The 19,294-nt window shown below is 46.1% G+C and carries 14 protein-coding genes and 1 tRNA gene; 3 read left to right on the top strand and 12 right to left on the bottom strand.

The features are described 5' to 3' along the window. Window positions 1-8 precede the first annotated feature (8 nt). The 9 genes from HGH91_RS10805 to hflX form a co-directional block, all read right to left on the bottom strand. Window positions 9-923, bottom strand: coding sequence for a PorP/SprF family type IX secretion system membrane protein (locus HGH91_RS10805; protein ID WP_168738454.1), 915 nt, complete (start codon window positions 921-923; stop codon window positions 9-11). A gap of 230 nt (window positions 924-1,153) precedes the next feature. After that, entirely contained in the window at window positions 1,154-2,932 is a 1,779-nt protein-coding gene (locus HGH91_RS10800; RefSeq protein WP_168738453.1) for a 7TM diverse intracellular signaling domain-containing protein, read from the bottom strand. Between the two features lie 267 nt (window positions 2,933-3,199). Continuing rightward, window positions 3,200-4,012 (bottom strand): helix-turn-helix domain-containing protein, encoded by an 813-nt coding sequence (locus tag HGH91_RS10795; RefSeq protein WP_168738452.1) that lies wholly within the window; start codon window positions 4,010-4,012, stop codon window positions 3,200-3,202. A gap of 38 nt (window positions 4,013-4,050) precedes the next feature. After that, window positions 4,051-4,788, bottom strand: a complete 738-nt coding sequence (locus tag HGH91_RS10790; RefSeq protein WP_168738451.1) for an SDR family oxidoreductase — start codon at window positions 4,786-4,788, stop codon at window positions 4,051-4,053. Between the two features lie 53 nt (window positions 4,789-4,841). Beyond that, window positions 4,842-5,861 carry an SDR family NAD(P)-dependent oxidoreductase gene (locus tag HGH91_RS10785; protein ID WP_168738450.1) on the bottom strand — a complete coding sequence of 340 codons (1,020 nt, stop codon included), beginning with the start codon at window positions 5,859-5,861 and terminating at the stop codon, window positions 4,842-4,844. 195 nt (window positions 5,862-6,056) lie between these two features. Further along, window positions 6,057-6,130 (bottom strand) — tRNA-Asn (locus HGH91_RS10780). 160 nt (window positions 6,131-6,290) lie between these two features. Then, entirely contained in the window at window positions 6,291-7,856 is a 1,566-nt protein-coding gene (locus HGH91_RS10775) for an ArnT family glycosyltransferase (protein ID WP_247651707.1), read from the bottom strand. 132 nt (window positions 7,857-7,988) lie between these two features. Then, entirely contained in the window at window positions 7,989-8,330 is a 342-nt protein-coding gene (locus HGH91_RS10770; protein WP_168738448.1) for a Rieske (2Fe-2S) protein, read from the bottom strand. Then, entirely contained in the window at window positions 8,330-9,520 is a 1,191-nt protein-coding gene (gene hflX / locus HGH91_RS10765) for a GTPase HflX (RefSeq protein ID WP_168738447.1), read from the bottom strand. Before hflX ends, HGH91_RS10770 begins: the two co-directional genes overlap by 1 nt. A 155-nt stretch (window positions 9,521-9,675) precedes the next feature. Here hflX and HGH91_RS10760 point away from each other — a divergent pair, with 155 nt between their 5' ends. Both HGH91_RS10760 and HGH91_RS10755 read left to right on the top strand, forming a co-directional pair. Then, a complete protein-coding gene (locus HGH91_RS10760) occupies window positions 9,676-11,661 on the top strand; it encodes an alpha/beta hydrolase family protein (protein WP_247651706.1) in 1,986 nt (661 codons plus the stop codon). Window positions 11,662-11,682: 21 nt separating this feature from the next. Next, entirely contained in the window at window positions 11,683-12,459 is a 777-nt protein-coding gene (locus tag HGH91_RS10755) for an enoyl-CoA hydratase/isomerase family protein (RefSeq protein WP_168738445.1), read from the top strand. 69 nt (window positions 12,460-12,528) lie between these two features. Here the strand turns inward: HGH91_RS10755 and HGH91_RS10750 are convergent, their stop codons facing one another. Beyond that, on the bottom strand, window positions 12,529-13,230 hold the full coding sequence (locus tag HGH91_RS10750) for a porin family protein (protein ID WP_145662472.1): 702 nt from the start codon (window positions 13,228-13,230) through the stop codon (window positions 12,529-12,531). A 283-nt stretch (window positions 13,231-13,513) separates the two neighbouring features. On the opposite strand from HGH91_RS10750, the gene HGH91_RS10745 reads away from it, so the two are divergent. Further along, entirely contained in the window at window positions 13,514-16,468 is a 2,955-nt protein-coding gene (locus HGH91_RS10745; RefSeq protein WP_168738444.1) for a response regulator, read from the top strand. Here the strand turns inward: HGH91_RS10745 and HGH91_RS10740 are convergent. After that, window positions 16,459-18,168 carry an ATP-binding protein gene (locus tag HGH91_RS10740; RefSeq protein ID WP_168738443.1) on the bottom strand — a complete coding sequence of 570 codons (1,710 nt, stop codon included), beginning with the start codon at window positions 18,166-18,168 and terminating at the stop codon, window positions 16,459-16,461. The two genes, HGH91_RS10745 and HGH91_RS10740, sit on opposite strands and share 10 nt — an antisense overlap. Next, the gene (locus tag HGH91_RS10735) at window positions 18,165-19,289 is read right to left on the bottom strand and encodes a sensor protein KdpD (protein WP_168738442.1); all 1,125 of its coding nucleotides are present in this window, start codon (window positions 19,287-19,289) and stop codon (window positions 18,165-18,167) included. The genes HGH91_RS10740 and HGH91_RS10735 overlap by 4 nt, the downstream gene beginning before the upstream one ends. Between the last annotated feature and the right edge of the window lie 5 nt (window positions 19,290-19,294).

The raw sequence follows: 19,294 nt of genomic DNA, 5'->3' as shown, positions 1-19,294 counted from the left end.
ACAAGCGTCTATTGAAATAAATGGATACTGGCGCCTATTTCATAGGTACCGTTTACATAGGTGCTGATGCCAGCTGTCTGGGTGGTATATAATGCCTGGATAGCTACTGTTTTCAGGATATTTACGCCGATACCGGCGGTAAAACTGTTGGAGGTATGGTACATGACCATCGCATTGGCCACATTATCCAGCAACCCCACATTCACTCCCACATCCAGGATATTATTATACCCTCTTACTCCCCGGAAGCACACTTTGGGTACGATGCTGCTAACAGTATTATCGGCCGTAAACCGGTAGGAAACGGCGGAAAAAAAAATGGTACCTCCCTCCACGGTTCTTTCTTTGCCAGTGAAGAGGCCTCTTACATTGGGCAGAGCGGCCTGTACATTCAGGTGCCCGTTCGTATAGGCCATGCCGTATTCCACTTCAAAATAATTGTCGCGGATATTGAAAAGTGAAACCGATGGGTCATTCGGATCTCCATTCAACTTCGCCGTATTCAGGTGCTGGGTATTAATGGCCAGTGAGAGTCCGAAGCTTAGCTGGTCATTCTTTTCGTTGAGGGGTAGATGATAGGCATAAGTAAGTGCCACCCTGGTTCTGTTGATCAGTCCGGCTACATCGTTGAACAGGTGTAGGCCGGCGCCCACTCTTTTGCCCAGGGCGCCGTCGGCAGAAAAGAACTGGGTTACCGGAGCCCCATCTACGCCACTCCATTGCCTACGGTAGGCGCCATTTAGATGTAGACCGGTGTCAATCCCCGCCATGGCAGGGTTGGCCAGGTACTGGTTTTGAAAATACTGGGTACTGGAAGGCTCCAGCAGGGCAGGCGTACTACTGAAAGATTGTGCCTTTGCCTGACAGGAAAGTAGTAGCAGGCCAAATAATAATAGCAGCTGAGTATAGGATCTGTTACGCATATTTTGATAATACTCCGGGAGGTCAATGTATACTCCCGGGAAAGATGATAAGGGGTTTCCAGGATGAAGGCTTTTTCAGCCATAGGTAATTATTTGCAAAGAGAAATTTTTATGGGCTAAAAACCGAAAAACGGGCGTCGACAAAGTGTATACATCTCTGTATTTTTTATTAAACAATTTAAATATTAAATGTAAAATAATTTGAAAATGAATAAGTTATGAAAAATCACTTATTCTACGCCCGATATTGCGTTATTCATCTTCTTATTTAACCTGGCTTTCGCCTGCCTTACACTCGCCGGGGCAATATTGAGTAATACGGCAATTTCTTTAGTGGAAAGATGAATATGGAAATAGGCGTATAACCTCAATTCGTTTTTGGTGAGAGCAGGGTACCTGGACTCGAGCTGCTCAAAAAAATCGGGATGCACCTGTTCGAAATGCAGTTTAAATTTATCCCATTCTGCATCGAGATACTGGTTATCTCTCAGCGACGACTTTATATCATGCAGTCCGGGATGCCGGGCATCGGGGTATAGCTTATCAATATCCTGCAACTGGCTTTTGAGATCAGCCAGCAATTTATTTTTTTGGTGGATATACAGGCTGTTCCCCATCAGTTCGCGCTGATTGGCTTCCAGCTGCTGCTGCAACTCCTCATTTTTATCTTTTTCCTGTTGAATGGCCGTTGTGATCAGTTCATTCTCCTGTTGAATGACTTCACATTTATAAGTAGCTTCTTCAATCTCGGCTTCCAGCTGCTGTATGGCCACTGATTTCCGTTTTAGTTCGTCGTCAATGACCCTGATACGAGCCACCAAGGCTACCCCCAATGGGAATATCTGGGAGAGAACCGCCAATTCCGGGATTACAGAACCGTAGTTAAGGTAATTGGGGGCCGAATGAATAATAAAATAAAGCGCCAGGCCTGTCATCAACAGGATGGGCATCAGGTTGGCAATTAAAAAATACCGGGCTGCCCTTATTCTGCGCTTGTAGGCCATTACACAAGTAAACAGGATAATACCCGACAACAAGAGGATAAAAACATTGTCATACAACAGCGTGTAATTATCCAGGTAATACCATCCGGAAATAGTAACAATAGCAGGTATCGTTGCATAGGCAACATAGGCCCAGGCCCCATATCGAAGTAGTTTATCACAACCGGGCAACAGTTTGCCCGTACGCAGGTAGCAACGGGTTAGCTGAAGGGTAGACGCCAGGATAACGGCGGCGCCTATATGTAATAAAAAAGCGTTGATGTCGTAGTAATACATCGTCCCATCCGGGTTCAGTCGCACGCTATATATGGCCACAGGGACAAATAAGCTAAAAAAATGCTTGAATGCCGTAATAAACAGGATGCCTCCCACCTGCATCAACAAATACCAGCGATAGACCTGGTCTTTTAAATGAAAATAGACATACAGGTGATAGCCCGCCACACAGCCCAATACCAGGACAGCCACCAGCCAGGCCACCCACAGGTAGCTCTCCCTGTTATCGGCCAGTAGTTGCTTCTCCAGTATCACCGTTGGTCGTATAGTGTATCCATTTGATTGGACACGGCGTACATCCATCTTTATATACAATACATTCAGGGATGCCTTCTTTAAAACACAGGTTAAAGCCCCTCTTTCCCGCTGCAGGCATGGCATTCCTAAACCGGCATGGCGGCCTACCCAGTACTTGCCGCTGCTATCCGGCATATACAGCGTGTAATCCAGCGGGAGTGATAAAGTGAGCTGGTATTTTTCATCATTAGGATAGGGGTTATCGACGAGTACTTTTAGCCAGTAATAGTCCGTGCCGGTAGTGGATAGTGTTTTTGCCGGCTCAAAGTGCAGGGTGGTATCATTAAAGTTTATCCGGGAACCCTGCCATACGCCATACTGGGTAATCTTTAAAACGGGCTCATTGGTAAGTGACGGTGCCTCTTGTGCATTTACCCGGAAGGCCATGCAAAGCATTAACAACAATACATATTTAATACGCAGTAGTGGCATTCTTATCCCGGCATAGGAAATTTCGTAGCGGTGTTAAAGTTAGTAGTTTAACTTGTTAAGAAAGAATTTCTCTACTGAAATAACCTGCCGGATGATTAAAAAATCTATTTGACCGGGTGTTGCAGGAGAGCAAACTTATCATGAAAAGCACCCAATGTCCAATTACCAATACCTGTAGCATCGCCCCTTAAGCATACAAACCACCCATTTCAGCGACTGGACCTATGTTCCTGGAGTTAATGTCCCGGTCTCTATTATTCTACGCTCCTATATTCCTGATGCCAGCAACTCGGTAGGTGCGTAACCAAATTCTTTCTTAAATGCGAATGAGAAATGTGACAAATTCTCGAATCCTACCTCGTAACAAACATCCACAGGCTTCTTCTTTTTATGTACAAACTCATAATGTGCCAGGTCCAGTCGTTTCTTAGTCAACCACCGTTGTGGTGTAGTCGCAAATATTTTCCTGAAATCCCTTTTAAAGGTTGTCAGGCTCCTTCCCGTAAGGTAACCGAATTTCTCCAAAGGTAAATTGAACATGAAATTCCTCTCCATATAATCTGCCAGGTCTATTTTGCCTGGCTCCTCAAAATTGGCGAGTAGATTATCAATGTCAGCATCTATCGTACGTAATATGGTGACGGCTTCTGTAATTTTTAAATTGGCGAGCCCACCGGGCAAATCCTTCATCTCAAAGTAGGGAATCAGCGATGCCAGGCAACTCTTGAGCAACGGATGGTTGGCATAATGCCGTATCTGCTGGACATTGGCCGTAGCCGGCTTAACATTAAGCCCGGCGTAGAAACTCCGCAGCCATGCTGTTGTCAGGTGCATTACTACTGTTTTATGTGGCAGACCATCTTTCGGGTAATTGATGATGGTAGCCAGCTGATTTCTTGGAATTAAGAAGATATCACCGGCTTTAAATAGGTAGGTTCCTTCTGCCCGAACGATTTTAGTTTCGCCAGAGATAAACCAGATGAGCATATGGTGTTCAAACATGATATCCGATTTAAAGAACTTGTCCTGGTAGCAAGACAGCTTGATATCTTCTGTGATATATTTTGCTTGATACTCCATTATACTGTATTCTTCTTCAAATTTAAGAGAAATAATACCTACTTATTAAGTGATTGTCCCCCATCTACCAAATACTCTGCACCAGTAATAAATGACGCTGCATCGCTAACCAGAAAGCTGATGAGCTGACCGATTTCCGCGGGATGCCCTAACCGGTCCAATGGTACCCCTGCCCTAATGAAGTCCTGCATCCTTGCATCTGCCAGCCCTGTTTTTTTCATGATTTCTGTTGCAAAAGGGCCCGGGCTCACTGAATTCACCCTGATTTTACGTGGCGCCAGTTCCACGGCAGCAATCTTCATTACTGCATTGATAGCTACTTTGCTTGCCGCATAAATAGAGGTCTGTGGAATTGACTTTGATGCTGAAGAAGAGGAAATCAATATGACCGATGCTCCATCATTTAGTAGAGGAATAAACTTGCTTAGTGTAAAATAGGTACCCTTTAGGTTTAGATTTATTACTTCATCAAACAATTCCTCTGTTGCATTTTCTATTGTTGTCAGCTTTGATATTCCTGCATTTACCACCAGGATATCGATCTTGCCAAACAGAGCGGCAACTTCTGCAGTCAGGGTATTGATATCAGCTAGTTTCGTTTGATCCGCGGGCAAAGCGATTGCATTCAATTCTGCAGCGGCATTTTCTATGGCATCTTTTCTACGGCCTGTAATGATTACCTCGGCGCCGTTTGCAATAAGTTCCTTTGCGGTAGCATATCCAATTCCGCTGTTACCTCCGGTAATCAGGGCTACTTTTCCTTTTAAATTTGTCATTTCGGATAGTTTTTGTTTTATAATTGGGGGGAGAGATTTATTAAACATGGATCTTACCTGATTTCGAAATGAATTCCCGCGATCTCTTCTGTGAATGTCCAGAGCTTTTTCGCAGTATTCTCGTCCAGCGAATACTGCTGTACACCACTTTGATGGAGTTTTGCATGGGTGCTCTCTGCAGGATTAAGAGACAATAATTCGGCTATATCTCCGTCTTCACAGTATACACCGCCGATATTATTAAGTTGACTGCTAGTAGCTGCCCAAACGGTGGTTGCCGCTCCTTGCGGAATTGTTTTTAATCTCGCTAATACGTCCGTACGCATATTTCCTTCTTTGTCCAGGAAACCCATTTTCTGAAATAATTCAATGGATGCCTCCCGGCCCAATTCAGTGCCGGCAATTGATCCGGGATGTACAGCATAGGCCCTTACATTATATGCACGTGCGCGACTATCCAGTTCAAGGGCAAACAGGTTACTGGCTGTTTTTGATTGGCCATATGCCTCCAGTGTTTCATACTCCCGGTGATCAAAATTCGGATCCTCGAAGTTGAATGGCGACATATGATGACCCAGGGAGGAAACATTCACTACTCTTGCACCATTGGCTTCTTTAAGTGCAGGCCAAAGCCTGGCCGTTAAATGAAACTGCCCGATGTAATTAGTGGCCAACTGTGATTCAATTCCCCGCTGATCTTTACGCAGTGGCACCCACATAATGCCGGCATTATTTATCAGCAGGTGCAAGGGCCGGCGGGAAGCAAGAAATTTCCCGGCAAAAGCATCAATTGACGCAGGATCCATCATATCCATTGCCTCAATCTCCACGTTGGCAATGCCTGCCAAATTTTTCTTTGCTTTTTCTACATCTCTTGCAGGAACAACCACTGTAGCGCCAGCGGAGGCGAGTGCCTTTGTTGTTTCCAAACCGATACCTGTGTTTCCGCCAGTTATGATAGCGATTTTGCCCGTAAGATCAACACCTTTGATAACATCTGCAGTGGTGGATTGTGCATGAAAGCCAGAGGCAATAGGATGCTGTAACGCTCCCTGGTAATTGTTTTGTATCATTTTAATTTCATTTTGTTTGATACAAAAGTAGCACAGTGGTTTCCGACCGACTTTGTTCAAAAGGCCGAATATGCTTTGTTTAAAGGGCCGTGGAAATAATTGTTGAAAGAGAATTTTTTGGCAGGAAAAACAAATCGGTATAAAATCAAAAAAGCCTTACCAGTTTGAACTGATAAGGCTTCTTCCTTTCTTCTGCTCCCCCTGCTGGACTTGAACCAGCGACCCTCTGATTAACAGTCAGATGCTCTAACCAACTGAGCTAAGGAGGAGTGTTTCCCGTATCGTTTGTGCGATTTGGGATTGCAAAAATAGGTAAATTTTTATTTTCGCAAAATCTTATCGCACTTTTTTTCAAAAATTTTCTGGAAAAGAAAGGAAGATATCAATGAAACCAGCCACCACATTATATTTCAGCAATAAATGAAAAATTTATTTTTTCACCGCCACCAGCAATCTTTCCCCCAAAGCACTTGCCCGAGTTACTTTCCGGACGAATGGTAAATCCAGTTTGCTCACATAAAAATGAGGAAATGACCGGATAATGGTGCAGGTATGTCCCTGGCCCTGCAAAAGATCCAGGCCTTCCCTGGAGGTAAACACTACCGCGCTGGCGCTATCCTCGCGTATTACAGGCGCATCCAGGTAAAAATCAAATGCGTAGGAATTGACCTGGTATAAACCGATGCTTTGCCCCCGAAGTGCGGTATTGGCATACGTCGCAGCCTGACTGCCGCTCTGGTACTGCATCATATCGGGGTACAAAATGGTGTTCAGGTAGAGGTTCAACAGAATACTGATGGCGATGGTGCGATAAAAAATTGCCTGCCGGGTAGATTTATCCAACCAGTAGTGTAATAATACATACAAGAGTAACAACGCACCTGCCAGCAACAGCCAGGCATAGTGCATAGCTGGTTTGTAGAGCAGGTCCAGCACTACGCCGGCTATCGCCACCAGGATAATGATGGTATATTGGGTGATCCGAAAAAATTTTAATCCTCTTACCGTTTCAAGCGATAAAATATACTGGGCGGTGAGTATAGCAAAAAAAGGGAAAATGATATTCAGGTAGTGGGGGAGTTGAAACCTCGACAATGAAAATAACAGGAAAGTAGCCAGGGCCGCGCAAATACAGTAATATTCCTTTTGCTGCTTCCATTTCCGGATAAATAGAATGACGGCGGCATATAACATCACCGACCAGGGTAAAAATGCCCATAATACCGTATGAAAAAAGAAAAAGGGATCGCCGCTTCCTTTGATGGGGCCGGTGTTCATAAACCGCCCAAACTGACTGTCCCAAAAGAAAAAGCGTAATCCCGATACCCCGGTGTTGTTAAACACCGTTTTCTCCGGGTGCAGGTCAAATTGCCGGTAAAGCGCATACAGCTCTGGCGTAATAAACAGGGCGGTCAATAGCAGCGCCAGCAGCCAGCGAATATGAAACAATTCTTTCCAGTTGCGGGTAAACAGCAATTGGCCGCCAATAGCGGCGCCAATGGGCACGAGGGCAAATAAACCCTTCGTCATGATGGCACATGCCGTAAAAATGGCTCCTAACAGGATTTTCCGGCGGTAGCCATAATATACCGCCGCAATGATCAACCCGGTAAGGTAGGGCTCTGCCCTTACATCATTATTGGAAATAACCAGGTGTTCGGCTGTTAGTAAGATGCATACCGCCCAGCGGGCTACCTTTTCGTCATATAACTCATAGGCAAAGCGATAAGTATACCAGGCGCCCATCAGCAAAAAGAGGATGGCAGGCAGTTTATATGACCAGGTATGAAAACCGAAGAGCTGGAAGCTGATGGCAGCCATCCAGAAAGGGAAGTGGGGCTTATCCAGCCAGTCATGACCATCGGCATAAAGATTCCAATAGTCATGTTTTAATACCATTGTTTTGGCAATACCGGCATACAGGGCGCCATCCGGCTCGAGGATAGGTACAAACAAGGCACTGAATTGCAACAGTACGGCTATTGCGGTTATCAACAGCCAGACCTGTTTTTCCTGAAGATGAAATCTGTGTGTGATAGTTGTAGGTGTAGTCAGCATAGCGAAAAGTTACAGGCATATGCCGGTTACGTCAAGCTCACCTATCACTTTTAACAGAAAGATAATTGCCTACCAGAACCACCCGGTTTTCTCCATTCCCAGCCAGGGGCCGTCTCCCCGCTGCTCTATGGGATAGGTTTTCAGGTAGTAGCCTTCTCCGCTGCAGTTGTATCCATTTTTAAGGCTGAACTTATAACGATGTATCGGGCATACCACGTTGCCGGCGGTATCTATGAACCCATCGGACATAATACCACCAGCATGCGGACATTTATGGGCAAAGGCAAAAAGCTGGCCCTGGTGCAGCGTGCAACAAATTTTCTTTCCATTTACCTCTAACTCCGTGATTTCTCCCTCCGCAAGCGGCAAATGCCCTTCCGACAATTTATACCAGTTATACGATTTGGCCATTAGTAGAAAAATTCCGATTTATAGGGGAAACGCTCTTTGTACAGCTTGGATACCTTGTCCAGTATGGTTTTCCGCAGTTCTTCAATATTCCTTTTCTCTAAAGCGGAAATGAATACGCAGTTACCCTGGGTTTTTGTTTCCCATTGCTGCTTCAGATCTCTCAGGATATCCGCTTTCACTTCGGGCTCCAGCCACTGATCAAAGGTGTTGGCCTCATACAGGTCCATCTTGTTAAAGATCAGGATAGTAGGCTTTTCAAAGGTTTTCAGCTCCTGCAGGGTGCGGTTTACTACCTCAATCTGCTCTTCATATTGCGGGTGTGAAATATCTACCACATGGATCAGGATATCGCTTTCGCGCACCTCATCCAGGGTAGATTTGAAGCTCTCCACCAGGTGGTGAGGCAGTTTCCGGATAAATCCTACAGTATCGCTGAGCAGGAAAGGCGTTTGTTCAAACACTACCTTACGGGTAGTAGTATCCAGCGTGGCAAACAATTTATTTTCGGCAAATACTTCACTTTTGCTGAGGAGGTTCATGATCGTGCTTTTGCCTACGTTGGTATATCCTACCAGGGCTACACGCACAAATTCGCCGCGTTCCTTACGTTGGGTGAGCGACTGCTTATCAATTTCCTCCAACCTTTTTCTCAAAAGGGCAATTTTATCCTTTACGATACGACGGTCCGTTTCGATTTCCGTTTCCCCGGGGCCTCTGCTACCAATACCACCTCCCTGTCTTTCCAGGTGACTCCACATCCCACGCAAACGCGGCAGGATATACTGGTATTGCGCCAGCTCCACCTGTACCTTGGCTTGTGCAGTGCGGGCACGGCGGGCAAAGATGTCCAGGATAAGGTCACTGCGGTCGATCGTTTTTACTTTCAGGACTTTTTCAATATTGGCAATCTGCGACCCGGTTAACTCATCGTCAAAGATGACGAGTGAAATATCCCGGCCGGCAATAAACTGATGTATTTCTTCCAGCTTTCCTTTTCCCACAAAAGTGGCCCTGTCGGGATGCGCCAACCGTTGGGTAAAACGCTTTACAGTGGCTGCTCCGGCAGTTTCCGCCAGGAATACCAGCTCGTCCAGGAACTCATTCGCCTGGCGCTCTGTCTGGTCTTTTGTGATCACCCCTACAATAACGGCCTTCTCTTCTTTTTGTACGACTTGTTTCTTCTCAATCAAGTTTTTTCTGAATTTGCAGCAAATTTACACAGAATTTACCGGCTACAGAGCGAGCCCCGTAAAATCCCCATTTCTTCCTACATTTACCCGATCCAAAACAACCTTTCGATACCATGTATAAACCTTTTTTACTGACAGGACTATTAATCTCAACTATGGCAGTAGCCCAGGATAAGATGACGCCTGAATTGCTATGGCAATTAGGTCGTGTAAGCGGCGAGGCATTGAGCGCCGATGGGAAAACCGTCTTCTTTGGCGTCTCCCAGATCAATATGACGGAAAACAAAAGTGAAAAAAATCTCTATGCCATTCCATTAGCCGGTGGCGCCGCCACCCAAATCACCCAAACACCGGGTGCAGAAGGAGATGTGGCCATTCTCCCTGGCAACAAAATCGGCTTTTCCCTGAAAGGACAATGGTATGAAATGAATGCCGATGGCTCCAACCCGGTACAAAAAACCAATGTGGAAGGCGGTATGCAAAATATCCGTGTCTCTCCCGATGGTAAACATATCTTGTTTTCGAAAGATGTGAAAGTGAAAAATATATCCGGTGCAGATCATTTCCCGGATCTTCCTAAATCCAATGTCCAGATCTATGATAATCTCAACTACCGCCACTGGGATACCTGGGAAGATGGCAGCTTCTCCCATGTGTTCTATGCTACTTACAATAATGGCGAAGTAGGTACCCCTATAGACATCATGGCAGAAGAGCCGCACGACTGTCCACAAATGCCCTCTGGTGGCCCAGAAGACATGATCTGGAGCCAGGACGGCAAAAGCATTATCTATGTTTGTAAGAAGAAATTCGGGAAAGAATACGCCCTCAGCACCAATACCGATATCTACGAATATAACCTGGATACCAAAAATACCCGCAACCTGTCTACCGGCATGATGGGCTACGATGTAGCCCCTTCCTTCAGTCAGGATGGAAAATACATCACCTGGTTAAGCATGGCCCACGATGGGTATGAGTCTGATAAAAATGATGTGATCGTGATGGACCGTGCGGCTGGCGTTATCACCAACCTCACCAAAGATTGGGATGGCACTGCCGCCTCCTCCCGCTTCAGCAACGATGGCAAAAAAATATACTTCGTAGCCGTAATCAAAGGCACTGAGCAACTGCTGGAAATAACGCTCCAGAAAAACCTGGCGCAAACCAACGCCAAACATATACGCCAGGTAACTACCGGCGACTTCGACATCAACGACATGGTAGCCCAGGCCGGCAATACCATGGTGGTATCCCGTGCCGATATGAACCACGCCGCGGAACTATTTACCGTAGACCTCCAGAAAGGTACAGTAACCCCACTCACCAGCGTTAACAAACCTATTTACGATAAGATCGGTATGTGCAAAATAGAAAAGCGCTGGGTGAAAACGACCGACAATAAAGACATGCTCACCTGGGTGATCTATCCACCGGATTTTGATCCCGCTAAAAAATATCCCACCCTCCTGTACTGCCAGGGTGGCCCACAATCGGCCGTATCACAGTTTTACTCCTTCCGTTGGAACTTCCAGCTTATGGCTTCCCAGGGCTACATCGTAGTAGCACCCAACAGGAGAGGGATGCCCGGACATGGTGTGGAATGGAACGCTTCTATCAGTAAAGACTGGGGCGGACAACCAATCAAAGACTACCTGAGCGCTATAGATGATGTGAGCAAGGAAAGCTATGTAGATAAAAACCGCCGGGGTGCTGTAGGTGCCAGCTATGGCGGCTACTCTGTATACATGCTGGCAGGTGTACACGAAAATCGCTTCAAATCATTTATTGCTCATGATGGCCTGTTCGACCTGAAAAGCTGGTACGGTACCACCGAAGAACTCTGGTTCGCCAATTGGGATATCGGCGCCTACTGGGATGCGGCCAACGCCAATGGATTTAAGCATTTCAACCCCAGCGAATACGCCAACAAATGGAATACGCCTATCCTCATTATCCAGGGAGGTATCGACTTCCGCGTACCTATCGAGCAGGGATTACAGGCCTTCCAGCTGGCACAATTAAAGGGCATCAAGAGCAAACTGCTCTATTTCCCGGAAGAAAATCACTGGGTGCTGAAACCACAAAATGCCATCGTATGGCAACGTGAATTCTTCAACTGGCTGAAAGAAACCCTGTAAATAACCGCTAAACCTGGTATCATGACTACTTTATTAATGGATATTCAGGATGGTATTGCCACCATCACCCTTAACAGACCTGAAGTATATAATGCGTTCAACGACCCGCTCAGCTATGAGCTACAGGACGCATTAAAAAAGGTCGAAAAGGATGCTTCCGTGAGAGTGGTGGTGCTTACAGGCGCTGGCAAAGCATTTAGCAGCGGCCAGGACCTGAAAGCATCTATGGAGTCAGGTAAACGTAATCTCAGCGAGTCACTGCACAAACGCTATAATCCCATTATTCGCGCCATCCGCAACATGCCTAAGCCGGTCATTTGCCGGCTTAATGGCGTGGCGGCTGGCGCCGGATGCTCCATAGCCCTGGCCTGCGACATGATCATCGCCAGCGAAACAGCTACCATGATCGAAATCTTCGTCAACATTGCACTGGTGCTGGACTCCGGCTCTTCCTATTTCCTGCCCCGCACTGTAGGCTACCACCGTGCATTTGAACTGGCCACCAAGGCTACTAAAATCACGGCTGCGGAAGCCCTGCAAATGGGACTTGTCAACAAAGTAGTGCCTGCCGGCGACCTCGACACCGCCGTACAGGAAGAAGCAGCCTATTACGCTGCCGCCCCTACGAAAGCGATTGCACTCATGAAAAAAATGCTGACCAAAGGCATGACGGAAAATCTTGATGCCGTACTCGACTACGAAGCCTATTGCCAGGAAATAGCCGGCAACTCGGCAGATAACGCCGAAGGCCTACAGGCCTTCCGGGAAAAGCGAAAACCAGCGTTTAAAGGAATCTAATTCATTATAAAAAGCGAAAGACTGAAGCAGGTAGCTTCAGTCTTTCGCTTTTTATAATGTTAGCTGTTATTACAGTCCACTCAGGGCGATACCGATAGAGTACGGCCTGATGTCCAGGTTATTGGCAGCATTGTCTTTTAATAATGGATTCAGCGAGTAAGCGCCAAATAACGCGAAGTTACCATAACCTACACGGGCTGTAGCCGCAAAACGCCATGGATTAAAGAACCCTTTGTTGGATACCTTGTCAAACTCCTTATTGCCATTGGCCCCGGTATATTTCACCTTCGTATGTGCATCTACCAGTGCGCCTACCTTTACGCCGATAGCCGCTTTAAAACCTTTATTGGCATTATCTGGGACGCTACGGTACCGTAATTCAATCGGAATTTCCAGGTAAGTAGTTGCTACTTTATTCTTTTTATAGGAAGAAGAGGGGAAGGATGCCACAGAACTGTTATTTTTTCCTATCTCCATATAATGATCTTTCAGATATACGCCGCTGGTGCTGAAACCCAAACCAGCCGCTAAACTCATTTTAGACTTCTTAAACGGGAAATCATACATCAGCGCTATATTAAATCCCCTGTTCAGCCCACTCTTTAAGCTGTCTGGCTTACCAGCCCAGCCATCGTAAGACAACTGAATCATCAAAAAGTCGTTGGAATGGGTAAGCTTATTCACCGCCTTATTCATCGGAGAGCCACCTTCCTGCGCAAAAACTCCAATAGATACAGCTATCAGACCCAGGGTAAAAATTATTTTCTTCATATAAGAATACATACTTAGGAAAAAGAATATTAGGCAAATATAATGGAATGATTGTAACACAATTGGTTAAAATATTGCAAAAACATACTCCATATTATACATTCCCAGCCCGAAAGTTACAGAAAAAGTGATATTGAACCCATATTCTTTTCCTGATCCCCCTTTCATACTGAACAAGATGAATAGCAATATTGGTCCAAAAATTCCTAATTTGAATAATATAATCCATCACCCGGACCATAACCCCTGCCAATGCTTTTAAAGAGTCGTTGAAACACAAAGCATGAAAAAAATTGTCAATCCTGTCATGGCACTCATTCTTGCGGTGCTCATGGTGCTCATTGGTTTCGTTTACTACGCCTGGGATATGCAAAGAAGATGCAAAAGCACCGCTCAATGGATGGTGCAAACCAACCAGCAAATCGATATGGTCAGAAGCATTATCAACCTGGAAGGCAGCTACACCAACAGTATCCGGGACATGCTCCTGACAGATAAAGTGGCCCTTCCACCCGCTGCCTACACCATTCCCGACAGCATCAGGCATATCCTTTCCAGCCTCCGGACTATCACCCAAAACGATACCCCCTCCTCACGAATACTGACCGACCTCCATACCCTGCTAGAAGAAAAGTTCAATTATAACCGGCAAATTCTCAACACAGCTGCACAACAGCCCGCCCTGGCCAAACAACTGATCACAACACCTAAAAACACTGATTTTAGAAAAAGTATCCTGGAGCATCTCAACACCTATATCCACATCAACCGGGATAAACTGGTGACCCAGGTGGAAAATAACAATGAGTATACCCGGCTCCTGTTCAGGAATACCATCTTCATCAGCTTGTTCATGCTCATCCTGCTGCTGGGAGAATCCCGCTATATCTACCGCCTCTTCCTCAAACTGAAAATACATACCAACCGCCTCCTTAAAAGAGAACAATCCTTTATGCGCCTGGCGGAAGAAACAGAACTCATCGTATTCAGGGCAACTATAGATGGGCACTTTATTTCCGTGAGCAAACGCGCAGCACAAATCACCGGTTACAACAACACAGCGCTGATCGGTAAACATTACTCCTTCTTTCTCGACGATGAAACCCATCAGCAACTCGAAGCGCTCTACGTGAACCAAATGCAAACCGGCGATGACTATACCTTCCAGGAATTCGAAATCATCACGAAATCGGGCAACCGAAAATGGGTAGAACAACTCGCAGCCCTGATCTATGGCCCCGATGGCCGGGTACAGGAATTCCAGTGCATTGTCAGGGATATCGACAAGCGCAAAAGAGATGCCGGCCAAACGGAATATCTCCAGAAACGGCTCGATGCTATCATCGACTACATGCCCTCCATGATGTTTATAAAAGACGCCCCCGGCAAGTACCTCCTGGTCAATAACCGCTTTACCGATGTCATGGGAATTAATAAAAAAGATATCATCGGTAAAACAGATGAAGAACTGTCGTACGATTGGGTACCCCGCTATGCTAAACTGGACGAACAGGTGATGACTACCGGCAACCGGGTAAAACTGGAAGATGAGATTATAGTAGGCGGTAAAGATTACCATTTCCTGATCACCAAATTTCCATTGAGAAATACCGAAGAAGAAATCATCGGCATATGTGGTATAGGGCAGGATTTCACCGAAAAGGCCAACTATATCAAAGCAATGGAAGAAGCCAGCAAGGCCGCACAGGAAGCTATCAACGCACAGGAAATGTTCCTGGCAAATATGAGCCATGAAATTCGTACGCCTATGAACGGTATCCTGGGGATGACCAATCTCCTGATACAACAAAATCAACTATCCCCGGCCCAACTCGAATATACCAATGCCATCAAAGCTTCCGCCAATCACCTGCTGGTCATCATCAATGAAATACTGGATTTCTCTAAGATAAAAGCAGGCAAGCTTCACCTGCAACACGAGCCGTTCGATGTATACGAAGTGATAGACAAAGCCCTGTTTCCCCTCAGATTACAGGCCCAACAAAAAGGCCTGTCCTTTTTTGATGAAATAGACAATGCTGTCCCTACCACCTTGCTGGGAGATGGTATCCGCCTGAACCAGGTCTTGACCAACCTCGTGGAAAATGCCATCAAATTTACTCCCGGGGGAAAGATAACGGTCAAAGCGTCACTGGTAAAAGGAAACGAAGATCCGGATGTAGCAAGACTGGGCTTCGAAATAACAGATACCGGCATTGGCATTGCACCCGAGCAACATGACCTCATCTTTAAAAGCTTCTCCCAAACACATACTGATAATACCCGGAAATACGGCGGCACCGGCCTGGGACTCGCCATCAGCAAAGAACTGATAGAGCTGCAAGATGGCGTTATCCAGGTAACCAGCAATCTCAATGAAGGCGCTACTTTTTATTTTGAGGTGCCATTTACCCGGCACAGTGGTAACCTCACCGAAAAAATAGAAAAAGACCAGCTATTTCACATTGCCAAACCATTACAGGGCAAAAACATATTGGTAGTAGAAGACAATGAAATTAACCAGCAGGTAGTATTCTTTACCCTTCAAGATGCCGGCGCCAGAACAGATGTGGTCAGCAACGGCCGGTCCGCCCTCGAAATGCTCCACCACAAAGTGTACGATTGTATCATCATGGACATACAAATGCCCGGGATAGACGGATATCAAACCACCAGGGCTATCCGGGAAGAGGGCATACAAACCTGCATCATCGCGATGACCGCCTCTGCACTGAAAGGGGAGAGGGAGCGCTGTTTGAATGCCGGCATGAATGATTACATCTCCAAACCCTTTGAACGTACCGACCTCCTTCTCAAAATATTGAAGGGGTTAGAAGAACAACTGCCAGAACCTCCTTCTCTCATACAAACCATCCATCATATGCCCGATAACGATACCTCCCTCAATTTCACCGCCGTTTATAACATGATGTCCGGCGAGTCTGAGCACATCAAAATGTTGCTGGAAGAACTACTGTCCAGCATCCCGAAGAAATTTTCAGAAATGAATCAACTGGTGATAGAAAAAAACTGGCAACCCCTGTATATGCTGGCGCACCAAATGAAGTTCAACCTCAACCTGGCTGGCCTTTCGCACGCATCTGATATCGCCTGGGAAATAGAAAGAGATGCCCGGTTGGAAGAAAATGTTGACACGATTGCTTCCCGGCTGGATGAGTTAACGAAGATATATTACTCAAAAGTACACCTGATCAGGGAACATATCGATCAATGCTGATCAGGCGCCTCCGGTAAAGTAAAATAAAAACGACTGCCCTTTCCTTCATTACTTTCTACCCCGATAACGCCCCCCTGTGCTTCTATAAACTCTTTGGAAATAGCTAACCCTAGGCCACTGCCCTGGTTTCCTTTCATGCCCGGTACCTGGAAAAATCGCTCAAAAATCTTGTCCCGGAAAGCCGCAGGGATACCCTTCCCATAATCCTGCACCACGAAAGATACCATCTCTATACCCGTAGGACTCACCACCAGGTCGATAACGGCGCCATGTTCAGAATACCGGATAGCATTGGTCAACAGGTTGACCAATACCCAGGCGGTTTTTTCCACATCTGCCAGCACCCTGGGCAGGTTATCCGGCACTGCCGTATGTATCGCAACTTCCCGCTGGGCTGCCTGCTGCCGTACGGTATCCATGGCGTATTGTACAATACTTAAAGCAGTTACCGGCTGCGGCTGCAGTTGTATATTACCACTTTCCACCTGCGACAAATCCAGCAACTCACTTACAATCTTTATCATACGCCGGTTGTCCTGTTTCAGGCTATCTACCAGCTCCCGTTGCTCTGTACTCAGCGCGCCGGTTCTCTCATCTTCCAGTAGCTTAATACTAAAGTCAGATGCTGCCAGCGGGGTTTTCAGCTCATGTGAAATGGTAGCGATAAAATGTGTTTTCGCAATATCCTGCTCTTTAAACGTAGTAATGTTGCGGAGTATCACTACATAGCCTATACGTTTTTCTTCGTGTTGTATGTCGATCGTTTCCCGGGTAAAGAAACATTCCTTCCCATCTACTACTATTTTAAGCGGGGCGTTTTCCTGGGTATTGATCAGGTACCGTAACAGGTCATTCCTTTTAGATATGGCCTCTGCTGCCTGCCCTATTACATCTTTCTCCGGCATACTGAGCAACTGTAGCGCCTGCGTGTTGGCAAACAGGATGATGTTGTTGTTATCAAACCCGATGGTAGCATCTTTCAGGCTGCTGATCACCGCCTCTGCACGCTGCTTTTCAAACATGATGCGGGCCAGGTTACTATGTTCGTATTCATCCAGCCGCTGCGCCATCACATTAAAAGCGGTGGCCAGCTCTCCAAATTCATCGCCCGATTTGAAATAAAGCCGCTTGCCATATTGTTTATTGGCAATCCCCTTGATACCTTCTGTTAGTTCATGGATAGGGTTGGCAATATATCCAGGGAAATTATACACAAATGTAAAACCCAATAAAAAACAAACACCGCTGATGATAGCGATGTATAACAGGGCATTGTCGGCCGTTTTCTTCACCAGTTCGTTCTTCCCCACAATAGCGGTCATATTGAGATCCATAATAGTATAGATACTCTTTTTGATATCACTGATATCTGCGGTAGAATCCTTTCTCAACAACTCAAAAATGCGGCTTACCTCTGCAGTAGCAGCCATTTCCCCTCGTTCGGTAACATTGGCCTGCTGTTTCCGGAGGTTGGCAGAAAACATTTCCATGGCTGCGGTGCGGTGCTGTGGCAAATCTTCCAGTGCTACCAGCATATTTTTGGAGTACTCCAGGGATTCGTAGTTATCCTTCAGGATAAATTTCGCTTTTTCGTTTAGGCGGTTCAGATAGTAATAGCCCAGAATGCTCACCACCAGCAGCATAATGTAGAGGAATAATACCCCCAGCGTAATCTTCGTTTTTAATCTGAACTTACTCATGATAGTATTATAATATCAATGTCGTTGGTAGAAAGCGTTTTCAGTAGCTGGTTAAACAGGTTAGTACGTAATATAATACGGAAAAGATTGATATGTGGCTTTCCCATACAAATGGTCGTCACCCGTTTATCCAGGGCTGTTTTGATAATCGTTTCCGATACATTGGCATTGTGCTCCTGTACCACTTCTGCACCGAGTTCTGTAGCCAGTTTCAGGTTATTAATGAGATGACGTTGCGCGGCCAGTGCAATCTTATCCGCGCTTTCCCGCGGCGTTTGTACATATAGCACAAACCAGTCTGCATGATAATAGGCGGCCAGCCTCGCCGTTTTTCGGATCACCTTTCTCGCCACTTCATCATTGCTAGAAATACATGCCAGGAAGCTTTCATGCCTCATTTGCAAATTACGTGGAATCTCTGATTCTACCTTTCTTTCTACCTGTGTAGTTACTTCTTTCAGCGCCAGCTCTCTCAGCTGCAAAATTTTATCGGCCTGGAAGAAGTTGCTCAGCGCGCTCTCCACTTTGGAGCGGTCGTAGATCTTCCCTTCCTTCAAACGGGTAATCAACTCGTCTGCCGTAAGATCTATGTTCACCACTTCATTGGCCATCTGTAACACCAGGTCCGGAATCCGCTCCTGTACTTCAATACCGGTAATGGACTTTACTTCCTGGTTAATACTTTCTATATGCTGTATGTTAACAGCCGATAACACATTAATCCCCGCATTGAGTAAGTCTACCACATCCTGCCAACGCTTTTCATTCTTTGAGCCGGGGATATTAGTATGCGCCAGTTCATCTACCACTACCCACTCGGGCGACAGGAGCAGGATGGTAGAGAGATCCATCTCTTCCAGCATTTTACCTTTATAAAATGCCGTCCTGCGGGGTATCTGGGGCAACCCCTCCAGCAGGGCGTGCGTTTCCGCACGCCCATGTGTTTCTACATATCCGATCTGGATATTAACACCATTTCTTAACATGGCATGCGCTTCCTGCAACATGCGGTATGTTTTTCCCACACCGGCACTCATGCCGATGTATATCTTAAACTTACCTCTGCCAGCGCGGTTGGCCAGGTTAAGAAAGTGCTGTACCGAGTGTTCTTTATCTGTCATACGAT

The sequence above is a fragment of the Chitinophaga eiseniae genome, assembly GCF_012641265.1.
GTDB classification, from domain to species: Bacteria; Bacteroidota; Bacteroidia; order Chitinophagales; family Chitinophagaceae; genus Chitinophaga; species Chitinophaga eiseniae_A.
Note: the sequence above shows the minus strand (reverse complement) of the source record. Positions and strands in the feature narration are given on the sequence as shown.